Source organism: Rhizobium sp. CECT 9324 (genome assembly GCF_918741265.1).
Taxonomy (GTDB): Bacteria; Pseudomonadota; Alphaproteobacteria; order Rhizobiales; family Rhizobiaceae; genus Allorhizobium.
The window spans coordinates 3743871-3761843 of record NZ_CAKKMZ010000001.1 but is presented as its reverse complement, the minus strand read 5'-3'; the positions used below and the strand labels follow the sequence as shown (position 1 = coordinate 3761843).

Here is a 17973-nt window from a genome sequence, read left to right as displayed (position 1 = left end):
TGTCCGCTGCTTGTTTTAGCAATCGATTGCGGTTGTAGTGCCCGCGTAATGGCGTTGCAACGCCTCGTTGTCCTGTTTCAACCGGACATTTCCGTCAGGCCCTGGTCGATGGTGTAAGGCGGCGTCCAGTTCAGGAGCGCCTTGGTCTTCGACAGATCCGCTTCAAGATATCCCGCCAGGCGTTGGTACATCTCTTCCCGGCCAAGAATACGTGCTGCGCTGTGCAGGAGTACAGAAGGGACGGGCAGCAGAGCGCTTGTTCGGCCCTCCAGCCTGCGAATGCGCCGAACCAGTTCAGCGACGGAGACGTCCTCACCGTCGCTGGCGAGAAAGGTCTGGCCCGCAGCCATGGGATGATCGAGGCAAACGGCGATGAGGTTGCTGAGGTTGCCGACATACAGCAATGAACGACGGCCTTCCAGCCTGCCAAACGGCAGCGGGAGGCGGGTGCGTGCCAGACGGTGGAGCGCTGCGAAGTTGGCCTTGACGCCCAGGCCATAGACAAGGGGCGGCCGAATTATGACGGTCTCCATGCCTGTGTCGCGGCCGATTTCGGCCAGTCCCTGTTCGGCCTCCCATTTGGAGATCGCGTATGCGTCTTCCGGGTGGGGCGTGTCGTCTGCCCGGAAAGCATGGCCTGGACGGGTTTCCTCACCGTTGACCTTCAGTGTGCTGATGAAGACAAAACGGCGAACCCCGGCTGCGGCTGCCTCGCGGGCCAGATTGAGCGTTCCGTCGCGGTTGACGGCGCGGAATGCTTCCAGCGGGTCCGATGCGCTATCCTTCATCATATGGACGCGGGCGGCCAGATGCACGACCGTGTCGATCCCGTCGAGGGCTGCGGACCAATTCGTGCGACCGTCGAGCGCATCGATGACGATATCCGTCGAATGCGGTGTCCGGCCGACCGTCCGGATGATCCGGCCCTGTGCACGCAAATCTGCGGCCAGGCGATGGCCAACGAAGCCATTGGCTCCCGTGACGAGGATCATCACAGGCGCCCGTAGCTGGTGTTATCCGGATTGGGGAGCTGTATCGAATCCTCCACCTGCTCGGCATTGCGCAGCACGACAAGATCGACCACGTCGGCACTTGGCCTGTAGCCGGTGACCAGCGATGCCAGAATTGCCCGGCTTGCTGCCACGTCGCCCGCATCCATTGTCTGTTCCAGTTGCCGCAACTTTTCCTCAAGCGTTTTCCAGGGGAGGAACTCGTCGCGCGCCTTCATGATCAGGGGATGCGACGTGGGCCCGGGGTTTTCGCCGATCAGCAGTTCTTCATAGAGCTTTTCCGCCGGACGAAGACCCGTCATAACGAATGCGATGTCGCCATCGGTGTTTTCAGCGTCCTGAACCGTCAGGCCGGACAGTTCGACCATTCGCCGTGCAAGGTCGATGATCTTGACGGGTTCGCCCATGTCGAGCACGAAGACATCGCCACCTTCCGCCATTGCTCCGGCCTGGATTACCAGCTGCGAGGCTTCCGGGATGGTCATGAAAAAACGGGTAATGTCAGGGTGAGTGAGGGTGATCGGACCACCGTCACGGATCTGCTGGCGGAAAAGCGGGACGACGGACCCGGACGAGCCCAGCACATTGCCGAACCGCACCATGCAGAATGTCGTAGTCCGGCTATTTTCGGTCAGGGCCTGAAGCAGCATTTCGGCTATGCGTTTGCTCGCCCCCATGATGTTGGTCGGGCGCACGGCCTTGTCGGTGCTGATCAGGACGAATTGCGGTACGCCCATTTCGATTGCCGCTTCGGCCATGACCTCTGTGCCAAAGACATTGTTCTTGATGCCTTCGATCGGATTGTGTTCGACCAGCGGCACATGTTTGTAGGCAGCGGCGTGATAGATCGTGTCGACCGGCCAGGTTTGAAGGATCTCGCGGATGCGACGGCGGTCGCGCACGGAGCCCAACAAGGGCAGGATTGCCTCGGCCTTTTCGCCAAAGTCGCGTGTCAGTTCGGCGTGGATGGTGTAGAGGGCGTATTCATTCTGCTCGACAAGCAGCAACCGGTCGGGCCCGACAGCCATGATCTGCCGACAGAGTTCGCTGCCGATCGAGCCGCCCGCACCGGTCACCATCACTGTCTTGCCGGCAATATTGCGGCTGAGAAGTTCCGGGTTCGGGGCAACTGCGTCGCGCCCAAGAAGATCCTTGATGTCCAGCTCGTGAAAGTCCGACAGATTGACCCTGCCTTGCGCGATTTCGCTGACGCTGGGCACCAGCCGGACTGCGACATGACCGCCACGCAGGCTTTCAATGATCGCGTTGCGTCTGGCGGCCGATATGTTCGGAATGGCCAAGAGCACGGTTCGAACATCCAGCTTTTCCACGATCGCGTTCAAATGGGCCGGATCGTACACCCTTGCGCTGCCGATCATCGAACCATGGAGGCTCTTGTCGTCGTCCAGAAATCCCTTCACCTTCAAGTCTGCGCCATTGTCGAGCGCGCTCGCCAGTTGGCGGCCCATCGTGCCGGCCCCATAGATCAGAACATGGGAGCGGTTCCCTTGCCGCAACAGGCGGCGGTAGGAATCGCCGAGCATATAACGGGTCACGAGACGCGAAAGCCCGACCGCAAGCAGAAGCAAGAGCGGTTGAAGAATGCCGACGGTGCGGGGAATTCCGGGAAAGCTGATCATCGTGAAGATGGTCATGTAGATCAGGCCATACAGGGAAATCGCTTTCAGGATCGACAGGAAGGCTGCCCAGCCGATGAAACGGAAAATCGCGCGATAAAGTCCAAGCCTGATGAAGATCGGGATAGCGATGGCGATCGAGACCGGAATGGTCAGCCATTGGATGCCCGACAGGACCACCCATTGGTCCAGGCGAAAACAAAACGCAAACCAGACCGTCAGCGCACAGAGCGCCATGTCGACCACAAGCGCTAGCGAGCGCTTCAGCCAGCGCGGCAAACGCAAGATCTGACCTATCAATTCGTCCGGCATCATACCCAATACCAACTGCCTTCCGCGCGATCATGCCGCAGAGGGCAACACTTGCAAGGATCCCATCATATCCCTGCCACCTGCACCACCGCAATGCAACGGTTGGGCGGGTTTTTCCCAAGCATCGTTCGTGGTTTTTGCCGTCGTTTTTCCGCGGCTAGGCCGAGGGTGCAATCAAGCAGGTAACCCCCGCTGATTCCAGTGCTCCGGTGATATCTGCGGGCGGCGGACCGTCGGTGACGAGATGGGTCAGGTCGCTGAAGTCGCAGACCTTGACCAGGCCACTGCGGCCGAACTTGCTCTGGTCGGTGACGGCGACCCGCCTTTCGCCGCGGGTCAGCAGGATGCGGGCGAATTCGGCTTCCTCGAAGTCGAAGTCCAGAATGCCCGAATGGGCGCTGACTGCGCCCACCGAGATTATCGCATGCAGGACGTGGAAACGGCTGATGAAGTCGATCGCGGTCGAGCCAAAGGCGGCGCCGTTGTCCGGGCGCAGTTCGCCGCCTGCCATGTAGACACGGTTCTCATTGCTGGTTGCCAATGTTCTGGCGATGTCGGACGAGTTGGTAATGACCGTCAGTCGGCGATGCCCCAGCAGTTCGCGTGCCAGAATACTCGTCGTTGTTCCTGTGTCGAGCATGACGGAATCGCCGTCGCGGATGGTAGATGCGAGTTCCCTGGCAATGGCTTTCTTTGCCTCGGGGTTGTCGCGCAGGCGTCGTTCAAAAGGTGCCTCCCCGAGCATCGAGGGCAGGGCGACGGCACCGTGCATCCGGACAATCGCGTGGCTGTCGGCGAGCGGGCGCAAGTCGCGACGCACGGTTTCGAACGATACACCAAGACGACCCGCCAGCTCAGCGATCGAAAGGGTGCCGTTCTGCTGCAGGAGGGTGAGTATGTCCCGATGTCGTTTTGATTCCGCCATGCTGAAATCCCGGTGCTGTTGCGTGCTAGCGATGCAATCGGGTGCGTCAAAAGTAAAGTCACAAAATCGGTCAAGTAGCCACAAATATCCACATAGTCGATTGACAGCTTGATCTGGCTGCACGAAGCTTGGTCATCCTCCGGGTCTCCAAGAAAAACACATGGGAACGGATCCCGAGGTTGGACTGAAACCGTTTGAACCGCTGGGAGGTTTGGCGTGCTGTATCCGAACAAGGCGTCTCGCCAATGAGCGTGACGGACACTATGGCGGGCCAGGGTGACGACGTCGTTGCCAACAGGGACCGGATCCCGCTGTTGCCGTGCTGGCAAGGTCCGATCCAGATCGCTCTTCTCAAGGGTGGCATCAGCAATGAAAGTTATGTCGTGACGGATGCGGCCGGTCGGCATGCTGTGCGTTTCGGGGTGGATTATCCTTTTCATCATGTCTCGCGGCAGCGCGAGTTGATGGTGGCGCGCAGTGCCCATGCTGCCGGTTTCGGGCCGGAGGTGCGCTATGCCGAGCCGGGCGTGATGGTCACGGCGTTTCTCGGAGCCAAGACCTATGGTCCCGAAGACGTCGTCGCCAATGCGGATGCTGTTGCTCGGCTGCTGCAGCAATTCCACGCAACAATGGCGCGCCATGTCAGCGGCAGCGCCTACCTGTTCTGGCCGTTCCATGTGGTGCGTGACTATGCGCAGACCCTTGCCGCCGGCGGGAGCCGTATGGTGGCGCTTCTTCCGGACTATGTGGCGCTTGCCGAGGAGTTGGAGCAGGCTCAGGTGCCGCTGCCGATCATCTTCGGCCACAACGATCTCCTGCCTGCCAATATTCTCGACGATGGCGAAAGGCTCTGGCTGATCGATTTCGAATATGCCGGCTATTCGACGGCGATGTTCGATCTTGCCGGTGCAACCTCGAATGCCGGCTTCTCCGATCCGGCAAGCGTCGATTTTCTGGGCCACTATCTTGGCAGGACGCCCGATCCTGATTTTCTGAAGGCGTTCGCCGCCATGCAGTGCGCGTCGCTGCTGCGCGAAGCGATGTGGAGCATGGTGTCGGAGCTTCATCTCAATGCGCCGGGTGCCGACTATTTCAGCTACACCGATGAAAATCTCGTCCGCCTTGAGACGGCGCTTGATCGCTATAGATCCCTCTATGGAAAGACATCCCGATGACCACGCTTCCTTCCCATGCCCAGATCGTCGTCATCGGCGGCGGCATCATCGGCTGCTCGACGGCCTATCATCTGGCGCGAGACCACAAGGCCGACGTGATCCTGCTGGAGCAGGGCACGCTGACATCGGGCTCGACCTGGCATGCCGCTGGTCTGGTCGGCCAACTGCGCTCGTCGGCCTCGATCACCCGGGTGCTCAAATATTCCGTCGATCTCTACAAGGGGCTCGAGGCCGAAACGGGTCTTGCCACCGGCTGGAAGATGACGGGTTGCCTGCGGCTGGCGACCAATCAGGACCGCTGGACGGAGTTCCGGCGGCTGGCGACGACCGCCGGCAGTTTCGGCATGGAGATGCATCTTGTGTCGCCGGAGGAGGTGAAGCGGATGTGGCCGCTGATGAATGTTGACGATCTGGTCGGCGCGAGCTGGTTGCCGACCGATGGACAGGCGAGCCCGTCCGACATCACCCAGTCACTTGCCCGCGGCGCGCGTATGCATGGTGCAAAAATCGTCGAGAATGTCCGGGTCACCGGCTTCGAGATGCAGGATGGCCGCATTCTCAAGGTCAAGACGACGCTCGGCGACATCGCTTGCGAAAAGGTGGTCAATTGCGCGGGTCAATGGGCGCGACAGGTTGGCGATATGGCGGGCATCAACGTGCCGCTGCAGCCGGTCAAGCATCAGTATATCGTCACCGAGACGCTGGATGGCCTGTCGACCGATGCGCCGACGATCCGCGATCCGGACCGGCTAACCTATTTCAAGGAAGAAGTCGGCGGTCTGGTGATGGGCGGCTATGAGCCTAACCCGCAAGCCTGGACGACGGGCGACGTGCCGGACGAATGGGCGTTCCGGCTGTTCGACGACGATTTCGATCATTTCGAGCAGCATATGGTGCAGGCGATCGAGCGCATTCCGGCGCTGGAGCATGCCGGCGTCAAGCAGATGATCAACGGCCCGGAGAGCTTCACGCCCGATGGCAATTTCATTCTCGGCGTGGCGCCGGAATGCAAGAACATGTTCGTCGGTGCCGGTTTCAACGCATTCGGCATTGCGTCGGGCGGCGGGGCCGGCTGGGTGCTGGCGCAATGGGTCATTGACGGCGAGGCGCCGCTAGATCTCTGGGTGGTCGATATCCGTCGTTTTGCCGGCATGCACCGGGATCGGCAATGGGTGCTCGATCGCACGCTGGAGGCCTATGGCAAGCACTACACGATCGGCTTTCCGCATGAGGAATACCAGAGCGGCCGGCCAAGGCTTGTTTCGCCGCTCTATGATCGGCTGAAGGGACAGGGTGCCGTCTTCGGCTCCAAACTCGGCTGGGAGCGGCCAAACTGGTTTGCTCCGCCCGGCGTCGAGGGCAAGGACGTCTATTCCATGGGCCGGCAGAACTGGTTCGACGCGGTCGGCCAGGAGCATCATCATGTGCGCGAGGCTGTCGGCATATTCGACCAGTCCTCGTTTGCCAAATATGAGATGCGCGGACCGGATGCGGCCAAGGTGCTCGATCTCATCTGCGCCAATGACGTGACAAAACCGGTAGGGCGGCTGACCTATACACAGTTACTCAACACCCGCGGCGGCATCGAGGCCGACCTGACCGTCGCCCGCATTGCAGAAGACACGTTCTACTTGGTCACCGGTACGGGTTTCCGGACCCATGATTTCGGCTGGATTGCGGATCATATTCCCGCGGGTTCAAAAGTAAGCTTCACGGACGTCACCGAGGAATGGGGCACGTTGTCCTTGATGGGGCCGCGGGCACGTGATGTGCTCTCGGCGGTCACCAAGGCCGATGTCACCAATGCAGCGTTTCCATTCGGGCACGTCCGTCAAATCGACATCGCCGGCAATCCGGTCAGGGCCTTGCGCATTACCTATGTCGGCGAACTTGGCTGGGAACTGCATGTACCGATCGCTGCGATCGGTGACATATTCGATGCGCTGATGGCAGCAGGCGCTGCGCATGGGGTGAAACCTGTGGGTTACCGTGCGCTGGAATCCCTGCGGCTGGAAAAAGGATATCGCGCCTGGGGCTCCGATATCACGCCCAACGATACGCCGTTCGAAGCCGGGCTTGGCTTTGCCGTCAAAATGAAAGGTCATGCCGATTTCATCGGTCGATCGGCATTGTCAGCGGTTGCGGACCAGCCGCTCAAAAAGCGCCTGATCGGTTTTACCGCCGGACCGGACGTTGTTCTGCTCGGACGCGAGACCATTTTGCGCAATGGCGAACCCGTGGGTTACCTGACCAGCGGCGGCTACGGCTATACGCTCGGCAAGGCGATTGGCTATGGCTATGTGCGCAATTTAGAGGGTGTCTCGGACAACTACCTGACGGGCGCGCGCTATGAACTCGTGGTCGCCCTGGAAAAGGTTCCGGCGCAACTGCATCTCGGCCCGATGTTCGATCCGGCGATGGTTCGCATAAAGGGATAAAGGTGCCGGGAGGCGCGTTCTCCCGGCGCGCGTGGCTTCAGGCAACTGCCTTCTTGCCCGGGCGGAAGCTGACCAGTCGCGATGGGTCGGTGCATTGCGGCATTCCGGCTTCGGTGGCGGCGGCAATGAAAGCCGCCCGCGCCAATTCTGTCGTTTTCGGGCTGCGTAACGTGTTGCGGCACAGCAGCACAGCGTGCTGATAGGCAAGGCCCCGGCGCGTCGGCCACTCCGCCTCGAGAAAATCGAGGGCGTCATACGCATTTGTAAAGCGTCTCGTCAGGCCGCTATGCAGTTCCAGTTCGACGGGTGTGGCCCAGGTGAAATCGGCTTCGGTCATGCAATCCTCCATATCGATCCCACGAACTCGCGAGTTGGCTTGGAGGTTCCCGAGCCGGGCGCAAATAATCCTGCTATTGATTTGAAATTTCTGTGAACATCGCCTCACGCTGCAACAGCCATTCTGCGGTGGAACGGCTGGCATCCAGGGTCGCTGACGTGATTTCGCGGCCTTTGAGGAGACCATCGAGCAAGGCGCCGCTAAAGGTGTCTCCAGCGCCGATCGTGTCTCTCACGTTGACATGTAAGGGCACCGGAATGCGCTGCTCCGTCTCGCCGTCAAAGATCGAGGTGGGGTCGGGCCCGTCGGTCATGACCAGATGGCGAAGCCGCACCCCGGCAAGGGCCTTGGCCTCCTCCCAGATCACGCTCAGGGCTTTGCCCGGCATATCCGCCTTGGAGCCAACGATGACATCGGCGGCACGCGGTCCGCCGTCGCGCAGCGGCAGTTGCGAGATGACCAGAGGCGCGGCATCGAGAGACTGGCGGACTGTATCGGAGAGATGCGGGCCGTTGATGTAGAATGCATCGGCTGTGGCGGGCTCGGCCAGCGCGAAGGTCCGGGCAAGGCGCCGCTCATTGGAGAGGATGGTACGTTCACCCGTGGGATCGAGCAGGATATCGGCAAAATCCGTTTCGCCTTCGCGCTCGGTAATCAGGCTCGTGTCGAAACCCGTATCCGCCAGCGAAATCATTGCCTTTCTGCCCGCGTCGTCGGCCATGAGATTGGACAGGATCCGGACACGGTGACCAAAATCAAGCAGTCGCCGGGCGGTAAAATAGCCGCCGCCGCCAAGCCTCGCTTCGCGTGCGCGCCAAGCGATGCGCCCGCCGGCCCGCAGCGGCTCGGTCAGATGCCAGATTCGGTCGTGGTTGATGTGTCCGATGACGATGATGGTCTTGGCCGTCGCGTTGGTGATCATGCAGACATATCTCGTGGTACCGGCTTGGTGGAGTCTCTGAGGATCAGTTCGACCGGCCACAACTCCCGGATCTCGATCGGGTCGCCGTCGGACAGGATGTGTAGCAGCAGGTCGGCGATGCGGGCGCCGGCTGAGCGGATCGACGACCGTGTCGTCGAAAGGGATGGTGCCATGTTATCGGCGGTCAGATAGGGAAAGACGTCGTCATGCGCGATCACCGACAGATCCTTGCCGACAGCAAGGTTCATCGCGCGCGCAGCCCGGTAGACGCCTAGAGCTGTCATCATCGAGCCGGCGACCATTGCCGTCGGTCGCGGGTGCTGTTCCAGCGACGCGCGGGCAAGGCGGAATCCGACCTCGTCGGTAAAATTACCATGGCCGACAATGCCGGCGTCGTATGGGATGTCCCGTGCCTGCAGCGCCGATCGATAACCGAGATCGCGATGGGTGGTGAAGGTCAGGCCCTCCAGGCCGTTGATAAGCGCGATGCGCCTGTGGCCGAGGTCGAGCAAATGCTCTGTGCTGCGGCGAATAGCACCCTCGTTGTCGATGTCGAGCCAGGCATGCGGGACTTCCGTTTCAGACCGGCCATGCACGATGAAGGGCATCTTCAACTGGTGGAGCAGGGCGATGCGGGGGTCCTTCGGTCGGGGAGAGTGAATGACGATGGCGTCGACCCTGCGGCTTTCGGCCAGCCTCCTGTATATCTGAAGTTCGTCGCGGGGATCCTCTTCGGCCATGGGCGTGACGAGAATATCGATGTCTTCGCGACCCAGTCGCTCTGCCATCCCGCTCATGAATTCGGAGAACTGATATTCTCCGGCCCGGCTCATCACCACACCGATTGCGCCGGCCCTGCCGGTCGCCAACCGCACGGCGTTGATGTTCGGTCGATACCCCAGACGGTTGGCCTCCTCCAGCACCCGCGCACGCGTCACTTCGCTCACCTCGGCATAGCCGCCCAAGGCGCGGCTGACAGTGGTCGGGGACAGGCCGATCCTGAGGGCAAATTCCTTGAGCTTCATCGCCTCTTTCATCGTTTGATCTGGACGGTTGCCGATTCATGATTTGCAAGATTTTGACCGGGGAGCAAGGAAAAAGACTGACCGAAAACGCTTTCAAATTTTGCTGGCATCAATTTTTACTGCAATGCAGCTTTTAGGTTTTTTGTCGTGATAAAGTCAAAATTACGAGGTTCTTCTTTTGACAGATATCGATCGATTTGGCAGGTTGCCGACATCCAAAGCGGTTTCAATTCTTAACGTGAATGGACCTGTTGTCCGGGTGGAACATTGGTAGAATCGTCAGATGCAGCAGATTTGCGGCATGCCGAAAAGAGGAGAATGTTAGGTGCCTATCAGAACAGTTGTCTGGGGAGAGAATATCCACGAGAGGGAAAACGCCGTCGTTCGTGGCATTTATCCCGATGGCATGCATGCGACGATTGCCGCTAGTCTCAATGTCGATGGCGATATCGAGGCGACGACCGCGACGTTGCAGGAACCGGAGCACGGACTTTCGGCCGAGCGGCTGGCGGAGACCGACGTGCTGGTCTGGTGGGGTCACAAGGCCCATGGTGACGTCTCCGACGACATCGTCGAGCGTGTGGCCAAGCGCGTTTGGGAGGGCATGGGTCTGCTTGTCCTGCATTCGGGACATTTTTCCAAGCCGTTCAAGCGGCTTATGGGCACGCCCTGCGCGTTGAAATGGCGCGAGGCCGGTGAGCGCGAGCGGCTATGGACGGTCAATCCCGGGCATCCGATCGCTGCCGGTATTCCGGAAAATTTCGTGCTTGAGAACGAAGAGATGTATGGCGAGTTCTTTTCCGTTCCCGAACCGTTGGAAACCGTGTTCATCTCCTGGTTCGCGGGTGGCGAAGTCTTCCGCTCAGGCCTGACCTGGCGGCGTGGCGCCGGCAATATCTTCTACTTCCGCCCCGGTCACGAGACCTATCCCACCTATCATGACGCCAATGTGCAGCAGGTCATCCGCAACGGGGTGAAGTGGGCCTATAATCCGATGCCAAGTTACGGCGCTGTGCATGATGCGCCGAACGTGCCGGTTGAACATGCGCTGGAGCCGATCACCGAACGCGGGCCCCGTCTGCATCAGGCCGGTGAGGAAGGTTACAAATGATGAAGCCGATCCGTCTTCTGGTGCTTGGCACTGGCGGCATGGCCAACAACCATGTGATGCATTTTTCGACGATCAGCGACGTGCAAGTCGTCGCCGCAGTCGACGTCGACATAGCCACGGTGCGTGCCTTTGCGACACGTCACGGCATTCCCAACACATTCACCTCCCTGGACGAAGCCATCGCCTGGGGCGAGTTCGATGCCGTCACCAATGTAACACCAGACCGCATCCATTATCCGACAACGCTGCAGCTTCTGGCGGCGGGCAAGCATGTGATGTGCGAAAAGCCATTGGCGGAAAGCTATGCGAAGGCTGATGAAATGGCGACGGTGGCGGAAGCCTCCGGGCTCGTCAACATGGTCAACCTGACTTACCGCAATGTGGCGGAGGTGCAGAAGGCACGGCAGATGGTGATCGGCGGAGATATTGGCCGCGTGCGCCATATCGAAGCGTCTTATCTGCAAAGCTGGCTGGTGTCCAAGGCCTGGGGTGACTGGGCGACGGAGAGCCAGTGGCTGTGGCGCCTGTCGACCAAGCACGGTTCGAATGGTGTACTGGGCGACGTCGGCATTCATATCCTGGACTTTGCCGGCTATGGCGCGGCGACCGATATCGATCATATCTTCGCGCGGCTGAAAACCTTCGAAAAGGCACCGGGCAACAAGATTGGCGAATATGACCTCGACGCCAATGACAGCTTCACCATGACGACCGAGTTTACCAATGGCGCCATGGGGGTCATCCATGCGAGCCGTTGGGCGACCGGGCATCTGAATGAGCTCAGATTGCGCGTGCATGGGGACAAGGGTGCGCTCGAAGTGATCCACACGCTGGAGGATTCATCGCTTCGCGTCTGCCTGAACGAGGATGTGGAAACGGGGCTCTGGCGCGAGATCGAGGTTGATCCGGTCGAGACGAACTACCAGAAGTTCATCGCGGCAATCCGGTCGGGCAACACGCTGCAGGAACCGGGCTTCCGTCATGCCGCCAATCTGCAGAAAATCCTCGATCTTGCCATGATCACGGAAGTCGAACGCCGCGAACTGGCTGTCTGATTGCATGAGGTCCTGCCGATGACAAAAACGCCGCCCGAGGAGGTTCGGGCGGCGTTTCTGTTTGGCGCGGTCGAAATGTCCGCACCAGATTTGCGGATGTTCGAGATCAGTAGGCGACGGTGATTGCCGTCTTTTCCTTGGCGGCCTTGATGGCTGCGTCGGCGAGCGCCAATGCGATCAGGCCGTCTTCGGCTGACGGCGCCATCGGGGTTCCCTGTTCGAGGCTGTCGATGAAGGCCGAGATCTCAGCGGCGTAGGCCGCCGTGTAGCGGGTCATGAAGAAATCGTGCAGCGGCGGACGGGTGTAACCGTCCTTGTTGGCAACCTCGATCGAGACCGGGCGCTGGTTTTCGGCCGAGACCGAGCCGAGCGAGCCGTGTACTTCGATGCGCTGATCGTAGCCGTAGGAAGCACGGCGCGAATTCGAGATGATCGCCTGGCGGCCGCTTTTCGTCGTCAGGATCAGCGATGCGCTGTCATAGTCGCCGAGTTCGCCGATCTTCGGGTCGACGAGCACGGAAGCCGAGGCCTGGACCGTCTCGATTTCCTCACCGAGCAGGAAGCGGGCCATGTCGAAGTCATGGATGGTCATGTCGCGGAAGATGCCGCCGGAGACCTTGATATATTCGGCCGGCGGCGCGCCCGGGTCGCGGCTGGTGATCGTCACCATCTCGACCTTGCCGATCGAGCCCTTGTCGATTTCCTTGCGCACGGCCTGGAAATGCGGGTCGAAACGGCGGTTGAAGCCGAGCATGACCTTGCCGCCGACGGCGCGCACGGTTTCCAGGCAGGCCTTGGCGCGGGCCACATCCAGATCGATCGGCTTTTCGCAGAAGATCGCCTTGCCGGCCTTGGCGAAACGCTCGATCAGGTCGGCATGGGTGTTGGTCGGCGTGCAGATAATGACCGCGTCGATGTCCTTGTCCGCCTCGATCTCCTCGATCGTCATCACCGCGCAGCCGGTCTGGGCGGCAATGGCGTTGGCAGCGTCGGCAAAGGCGTCGGCGACGGCAACCAGCTTGGCGCGCTTGTCTTCCGCAATGGCTTTCGCATGTACCTTGCCGATGCGGCCTGCGCCCAGAAGGGCCAATCTCGTGACCATGTCATTTCCTCCCATGCTCGCTCTGCCGAGTTCCATCGGCGGCGGCCTCGTTGTTGCAGCGGACCCGGTTTTCGGCAGGGCCCTCCTCGTGGCTGGTCCCGACGTTCATCTCCTCGATGACTATCCCAGATCCGTATTTGGAATATACGTTCTATTTTGCTAGATTGTGATACGGTTTGTGTCAAGCGTGGTTCGCGGAAAGGAACTGAATGGAAGAGATCGGCGGGCCGGCAACGGTGAAGGCGTTCGAGGAGCGGTTGCTGGAGGTTTCCGGCAGCCTGCCGAAACGGCTTCGGCAATGCGCAGATTATGTCGCGGCCAATCAGGATCGCATTGCTGTGTCCACCGTCGCCGAGATGGCGGACGGGGCAGGCGTGCAGCCCTCGGCCTTTATGCGGTTCTGCCAGATCATGGGTTTTTCGGGTTTTTCAGAGATGCAGCGGCTGTTTCGCGACAGCTTTGTCGGCGGATGGCCGGACTATTCGACGCGGCTCGATCACCTGCGCGAAAAAGCCGAAGGCAGCCCCTCGGCACTGCTCGGCGAATTTGTCGAGGCGGGCCGGCTATCGCTGGAAAATCTGCTGAAAACCGTTGATCCGCAGGCCCTGGACAAGGCTGTCGCAACGCTTTCCTCCGCGCATATGATCCATATCGTCGGTCTTCGGCGATCCTTCCCGGTGGCAAGCTACATGGCATACGCCTTCGAAAAGATGGGTGTGCCTGCCATGTTGCACAGCGTGGTCGGGCGGTTGGAAAATCATCATGCGATCCGGGAAGGCGATGCGCTGCTGGCGATCACCTTTGCTCCCTATTCGGCCGAGACGATCGATCTGGTCGAGCAGGTTTCCGGGCGTGGCATTCCGGTGGTTGCGGTAACCGACACGGCGGTCAGTCCTTTGCGTCGGTTCGATGCGATTGCGCTCTCGGTTTCCGAGGTCGATTTCGGCGCCTTCCGGTCGCTGTCTGCCACGCTGTGTCTGGCGATCACGCTATCCGTTGCTGTCGGAACGGCGCGACAAGATGGCTGAATATTTGTGTTGAAAGGACTAAAAATAGAATTTATAGTCCATTTCGGAAGAGGATTTTGATCGGCGTTCCATGTGAGCGCGATCGACAGCGGCAGGCGAGGCTTTGAGACCTCGCGACCGTCAGGGAGGTTTCAGCGTGGCATCACTCGATCTCATCACGATCGGCCGATCATCCGTGGACTTGTACGGCGCCCAGGTCGGCGGCCGTCTGGAAGACATGGCCTCGTTCAACAAATATATCGGCGGTTCTCCGACCAATATCGCGGCCGGCACCGCGCGGCTGGGGTTGAAGTCCGGTCTGATCACCCGCGTCGGCAACGAGCACATGGGGCGGTTCATTCGCGAGCAGCTGGTGCGCGAGGGGGTCGATGTGCGCGGCGTCGTGACGGACCCTGAGCGACTGACGGCGCTGGTACTGCTCGGCATACGGGACGAACACCAGTTCCCGCTGATCTTCTACCGCGAAAACTGTGCCGACATGGCGCTCTGCGAAGACGATATTGATGTCGACTTTGTTTCCGAGGCGCGCTGCGTCTGCGTGACCGGCACGCATCTGTCCAATCCGCGCACCGAGCAGGCGGTGCTGAAGGCGCTGGAGATTTCGCGCCAGCACGGTGGGCTGACTGCGCTCGACATCGACTATCGCCCCAATCTCTGGGGCTTGGCAGGCCATGGCGACGGCGAGAGCCGCTTTATCGAATCCGCCAAGGTCACGGCCAAGCTGCAGTCGACCCTGCATCTGTTCAACCTGATCGTCGGCACGGAGGAGGAATTCCATATTGCCGGTGGCTCGACCGATACAATCGAGGCGCTCAGGGCCGTTCGCCAGGTCTCGCCCGCGACTTTGGTCTGCAAGCGCGGTCCGATGGGTGCCGTCGTGTTCGAAGATGCCATCCCCGACAGTCTCGACGAGGGGCAGACCGGGGAGGGGTTCCCGATCGAGGTGTTCAACGTGCTCGGCGCCGGCGACGGTTTTATGTCGGGTCTGCTGAAGGGCTGGCTGACGGGCGAGGACTGGCCGACGTCGTTGAAATTCGCCAATGCCTGCGGTGCCTTCGCGGTGTCGCGCCACGGCTGCACGCCAGCCTATCCGAGCTGGGAGGAGCTGCAATATTTCTTCCGGACCGGCATCCAGAACAAGGCGCTGCGCAAGGACAAAGCGTTGGAGCAGGTGCACTGGTCGACAAACCGCAAGGGCGACTGGTCGAAGATGCGGGTTTTCGCCTTCGATCACCGCATGCAGCTCGAAGCCATGGCCAAGGAGGCCGGTGTCTCCGACAGCCGGATCGGCGATTTCAAGAAACTGTGCCTGAAGGCGGCGCTTAGTGTTGCCGATGGCAAGCCCGGCTATGGCATTCTCTGCGACAGCCGTGTCGGGCGCGAGGCGCTTTATGCGGCAAGTGGCACAGGTCTGTGGATCGGTCGTCCGGTCGAATGGCCGGGTTCGCGGCCTTTGACCGTGGAACCGGAAATCGGTCCGGATTTCGGTGGGCTCAACGAGTGGCCGGTCGAAAACGTCGTCAAGGTTCTGTGCTTCTACCATCCCGACGATACGGCCGAAATGCGCGCCGATCAGGAGCAGACGGTCGTCCGTCTCTTCCATGCGGCGCGGCGCAACAATCTGGAATTCCTGCTCGAGATCATTCCGTCCAAGGTCGGGCCGGTCGATGACCATACTGCCGCCAAGATCATCGAGCGTTTCTACGAGCTCGACATCTATCCGGACTGGTGGAAGCTCGAGCCGATGAAGACGAAGGCGTCCTGGGCGAATGCCTGTTCCGCCATCGAGCGCCACGATGCCTATACGCGCGGCATCGTCGTGCTCGGCCTCGATGCGCCGCAGGCGGAGCTGGAGGAGAGTTTTGCGCTGGCGGCCGGCTTCGATCTGGTCAAGGGCTTTGCCGTCGGCCGGACGATCTTCGGCGATGCGGCCCGCAAATGGTTGTCCGGTGCGATCAGCGACCAGGACGCTATTGAGGATATGGTGAAGCGCTATCGCAGTCTGTGCGAGGTCTGGGACAAGGCTCGTGCAGGGGCTCGCAGCGGAGCACGCGCCGCCAAGGGAGAGAAGGCATGAAGACGGTCAGACTGACGGCGGCGCAGGCGCTGGTGCGCTATCTCGCCAACCAATATAACGAGCATGGCGAGACCTATATCGCCGGCGTCTGGGCGATCTTCGGTCACGGCAATGTCGCCGGCATCGGCGAGGCGTTGCATGGCATCCGCAACGAATTGCAGACCTATCGCGGCCAGAACGAGCAGTCGATGGCCCATGCGGCGATCGCCTATAGCAAGCAGATCGGCCGTCGCCGAGCGATGGCGGTGACCTCGTCGATCGGTCCTGGCGCGCTCAACATGGTGACGGCGGCGGCACTCGCGCATGTCAACCGCCTGCCGGTGCTGTTCATTCCGGGCGATGTGTTTGCCAATCGCGGCCCCGATCCGGTTTTGCAGCAGATCGAGGATTTCGGCGATGGCACGATGTCGGCCAATGATTGCTTCAAGCCAGTCAGCCGCTATTTCGACCGGATCATGCGCCCCGAGCAATTGCTGACGGCGCTGCCGCGCGCGTTGCGCACGATGACCGATCCGGCCGATTGCGGTCCTGTCACGCTTGCCTTCTGCCAGGACGTGCAGGCGGAAGCCTATGACTATCCGGAAAGCTTCTTTGCCAAAAAGGTCTGGCACCAGCGCCGTCCGGAGCCGGATGCGCAGGAATTCGAGGCGGCAGTCGCAGCGATCAAGGCGGCGAAGAACCCGGTTATCGTTGCCGGTGGCGGCGTGCATTTTTCCGGAGCGACCGAGACGCTGAAGGCTTTTGTCGACAAACATCAGATCCCTGTCGTCGAGACGCAGGCCGGCAAGTCGGCACTGGCCTGGGATCATGGTCTCAACTTCGGCCCGGTTGGCGTCACCGGTGCCGAGAGCGCCAATGCGGTTTCGGAAAATGCCGATCTGGTGATCGGCGTCGGCACCCGTTTCCAGGATTTCACCACCGGCTCCTGGGCGCTGTTCAAGAACCCGGCGCGCAAGATCCTAGCCCTCAATGTGCAGCCCTATGACAGCGCCAAGCACGAGGCGATCCCGCTGACGGCCGATGCCAAGGTCGGTCTTGAAAAGCTCAGCAAGGCGCTCGGCGACCATCGCTTCGGCGCGCCGGATGCTGGATTGAAGGCGCAGTGGTTCGCCAAGGCCGATGCGGTGACCGCTGCGCCGAAAGACGGCAATGCGCTGCCGACCGACATGCAGGTGATCGGTGCAGTCCAGCGCGCCTCGCGCGACAATACCGTCGTGATGTGCGCCGCCGGCACGATGCCGGGGGAGTTGCACCAGTTGTGGAAGGCCAAGCTGCCGCTGTCCTATCACATGGAATACGGCTTCTCCTGCATGGGCTATGAAGTGGCCGGTGGCCTCGGCATCAAGATGGCCGAGCCCGATCGTGACGTGATCGTCATGGTCGGCGACGGTTCCTATATGATGATGAATTCGGAACTGGCGACGGCGGTCGGCATGGGGTTGAAGATCACCCTGGTGATCACCGACAACCGTGGCTACGGCTGCATCAACCGGCTGCAGATGGGCACCGGCGGCGCCGAGTTCAACAATCTCTACGCCCATAGCAACGTCAACCCGATCAGTATCGATTTTGCCGCCCATGCGGCGTCGATGGGGGCCGTGTCGCACAAGGTCGCGTCGATCGCGGAGCTGGAAAAGGCGCTCGATGCGGCGCGCGAAAGCACGGCCACGACGGTCATCGTCATCGACACCGATCCTTATCCAACGCCCGATGCCGGTGGTTACTGGTGGGATGTCGCGGTGCCGGAAGTCTCGGTCCGTCCGGAAGTCAACACGGCGCGCGCCGCCTATGAATCCGCGCTCAAGGAAAGAACCTGATC

General features: G+C 60.7%; 14 protein-coding genes. 7 read left to right on the top strand and 7 right to left on the bottom strand.

What is annotated here, in order from left to right:
• Positions 1-77: 77 nt before the first annotated feature.
• The 3 genes from LQ231_RS18285 to LQ231_RS18275 all read right to left on the bottom strand — a co-directional run bounded on the left by LQ231_RS18285 (position 78) and on the right by LQ231_RS18275 (position 3884).
• Complete coding sequence (locus tag LQ231_RS18285) at positions 78-992, bottom strand: SDR family oxidoreductase (RefSeq protein ID WP_230172744.1); 915 nt, start codon at positions 990-992, stop codon at positions 78-80.
• The gene (locus LQ231_RS18280) at positions 992-2962 is read right to left on the bottom strand and encodes a nucleoside-diphosphate sugar epimerase/dehydratase (RefSeq protein ID WP_230173410.1); all 1971 of its coding nucleotides are present in this window, start codon (positions 2960-2962) and stop codon (positions 992-994) included. The genes LQ231_RS18285 and LQ231_RS18280 overlap by 1 nt, the downstream gene beginning before the upstream one ends.
• A gap of 154 nt (positions 2963-3116) precedes the next feature.
• The gene (locus LQ231_RS18275) at positions 3117-3884 is read right to left on the bottom strand and encodes a DeoR/GlpR family DNA-binding transcription regulator (protein WP_230172740.1); all 768 of its coding nucleotides are present in this window, start codon (positions 3882-3884) and stop codon (positions 3117-3119) included.
• Between the two features lie 245 nt (positions 3885-4129).
• Between LQ231_RS18275 and LQ231_RS18270 the strand changes: the two genes are divergently transcribed.
• Positions 4130-5059: a choline/ethanolamine kinase family protein gene (locus LQ231_RS18270; protein ID WP_230172739.1), complete on the top strand. Its 930-nt coding sequence runs from the start codon at positions 4130-4132 to the stop codon at positions 5057-5059.
• Entirely contained in the window at positions 5056-7497 is a 2442-nt protein-coding gene (locus tag LQ231_RS18265) for an FAD-dependent oxidoreductase (RefSeq protein ID WP_230172738.1), read from the top strand. Before LQ231_RS18270 ends, LQ231_RS18265 begins: the two co-directional genes overlap by 4 nt.
• Before the next feature lie 37 nt (positions 7498-7534).
• On the opposite strand, the gene LQ231_RS18260 is transcribed toward LQ231_RS18265, so the two are convergent.
• The 3 genes from LQ231_RS18260 to LQ231_RS18250 all read right to left on the bottom strand — a co-directional run bounded on the left by LQ231_RS18260 (position 7535) and on the right by LQ231_RS18250 (position 9781).
• Positions 7535-7834 (bottom strand): DUF982 domain-containing protein, encoded by a 300-nt coding sequence (locus LQ231_RS18260; RefSeq protein ID WP_230172736.1) that lies wholly within the window; start codon positions 7832-7834, stop codon positions 7535-7537.
• 73 nt (positions 7835-7907) lie between these two features.
• On the bottom strand, positions 7908-8756 hold the full coding sequence (locus LQ231_RS18255; protein ID WP_230172735.1) for a PfkB family carbohydrate kinase: 849 nt from the start codon (positions 8754-8756) through the stop codon (positions 7908-7910).
• Entirely contained in the window at positions 8753-9781 is a 1029-nt protein-coding gene (locus tag LQ231_RS18250) for a substrate-binding domain-containing protein (protein WP_230172731.1), read from the bottom strand. The genes LQ231_RS18255 and LQ231_RS18250 overlap by 4 nt, the downstream gene beginning before the upstream one ends.
• 325 nt (positions 9782-10106) lie before the next feature.
• Between LQ231_RS18250 and LQ231_RS18245 the strand changes: the two genes are divergently transcribed.
• A complete protein-coding gene (locus LQ231_RS18245) occupies positions 10107-10892 on the top strand; it encodes a ThuA domain-containing protein (protein WP_230172730.1) in 786 nt (261 codons plus the stop codon).
• Entirely contained in the window at positions 10892-11947 is a 1056-nt protein-coding gene (locus tag LQ231_RS18240) for a Gfo/Idh/MocA family oxidoreductase (RefSeq protein WP_230173409.1), read from the top strand. The genes LQ231_RS18245 and LQ231_RS18240 overlap by 1 nt, the downstream gene beginning before the upstream one ends.
• A gap of 106 nt (positions 11948-12053) precedes the next feature.
• Here the strand turns inward: LQ231_RS18240 and iolG are convergent, their stop codons facing one another.
• Positions 12054-13049 (bottom strand): inositol 2-dehydrogenase, encoded by a 996-nt coding sequence (gene iolG, locus LQ231_RS18235; protein ID WP_230172728.1) that lies wholly within the window; start codon positions 13047-13049, stop codon positions 12054-12056.
• 209 nt (positions 13050-13258) lie between these two features.
• Between iolG and LQ231_RS18230 the strand changes: the two genes are divergently transcribed.
• The 3 genes from LQ231_RS18230 (at position 13259) to iolD (ending at position 17971) form a co-directional block, all read left to right on the top strand.
• Entirely contained in the window at positions 13259-14077 is an 819-nt protein-coding gene (locus LQ231_RS18230) for a MurR/RpiR family transcriptional regulator (RefSeq protein WP_230172726.1), read from the top strand.
• A 136-nt stretch (positions 14078-14213) separates the two neighbouring features.
• Positions 14214-16154, top strand: a complete 1941-nt coding sequence (gene iolC / locus LQ231_RS18225; RefSeq protein WP_230172724.1) for a 5-dehydro-2-deoxygluconokinase — start codon at positions 14214-14216, stop codon at positions 16152-16154.
• Entirely contained in the window at positions 16151-17971 is a 1821-nt protein-coding gene (iolD, locus tag LQ231_RS18220; protein WP_230172723.1) for a 3D-(3,5/4)-trihydroxycyclohexane-1,2-dione acylhydrolase (decyclizing), read from the top strand. Before iolC ends, iolD begins: the two co-directional genes overlap by 4 nt.
• Positions 17972-17973: the final 2 nt, after the last annotated feature.

Excerpts from the sequence above, each read along its gene's own strand:
- LQ231_RS18285 (WP_230172744.1), bottom strand. The coding sequence starts at position 992 with ATGATCCTCGTCACGGGAGCCAATGGCTTCGTTGGCCATCGCCTGGCC.
- LQ231_RS18280 (WP_230173410.1), bottom strand. The coding sequence starts at position 2,962 with ATGATGCCGGACGAATTGATAGGTCAGATCTTGCGTTTGCCGCGCTGG.
- LQ231_RS18275 (WP_230172740.1), bottom strand. The coding sequence starts at position 3,884 with ATGGCGGAATCAAAACGACATCGGGACATACTCACCCTCCTGCAGCAG.
- LQ231_RS18270 (WP_230172739.1), top strand. The coding sequence starts at position 4,130 with ATGAGCGTGACGGACACTATGGCGGGCCAGGGTGACGACGTCGTTGCC.
- LQ231_RS18265 (WP_230172738.1), top strand. The coding sequence starts at position 5,056 with ATGACCACGCTTCCTTCCCATGCCCAGATCGTCGTCATCGGCGGCGGC.
- LQ231_RS18260 (WP_230172736.1), bottom strand. The coding sequence starts at position 7,834 with ATGACCGAAGCCGATTTCACCTGGGCCACACCCGTCGAACTGGAACTG.
- LQ231_RS18255 (WP_230172735.1), bottom strand. The coding sequence starts at position 8,756 with ATGATCACCAACGCGACGGCCAAGACCATCATCGTCATCGGACACATC.
- LQ231_RS18250 (WP_230172731.1), bottom strand. The coding sequence starts at position 9,781 with ATGAAGCTCAAGGAATTTGCCCTCAGGATCGGCCTGTCCCCGACCACT.
- LQ231_RS18240 (WP_230173409.1), top strand. The coding sequence starts at position 10,892 with ATGAAGCCGATCCGTCTTCTGGTGCTTGGCACTGGCGGCATGGCCAAC.
- iolG (WP_230172728.1), bottom strand. The coding sequence starts at position 13,049 with ATGGTCACGAGATTGGCCCTTCTGGGCGCAGGCCGCATCGGCAAGGTA.
- LQ231_RS18230 (WP_230172726.1), top strand. The coding sequence starts at position 13,259 with ATGGAAGAGATCGGCGGGCCGGCAACGGTGAAGGCGTTCGAGGAGCGG.
- iolD (WP_230172723.1), top strand. The coding sequence starts at position 16,151 with ATGAAGACGGTCAGACTGACGGCGGCGCAGGCGCTGGTGCGCTATCTC.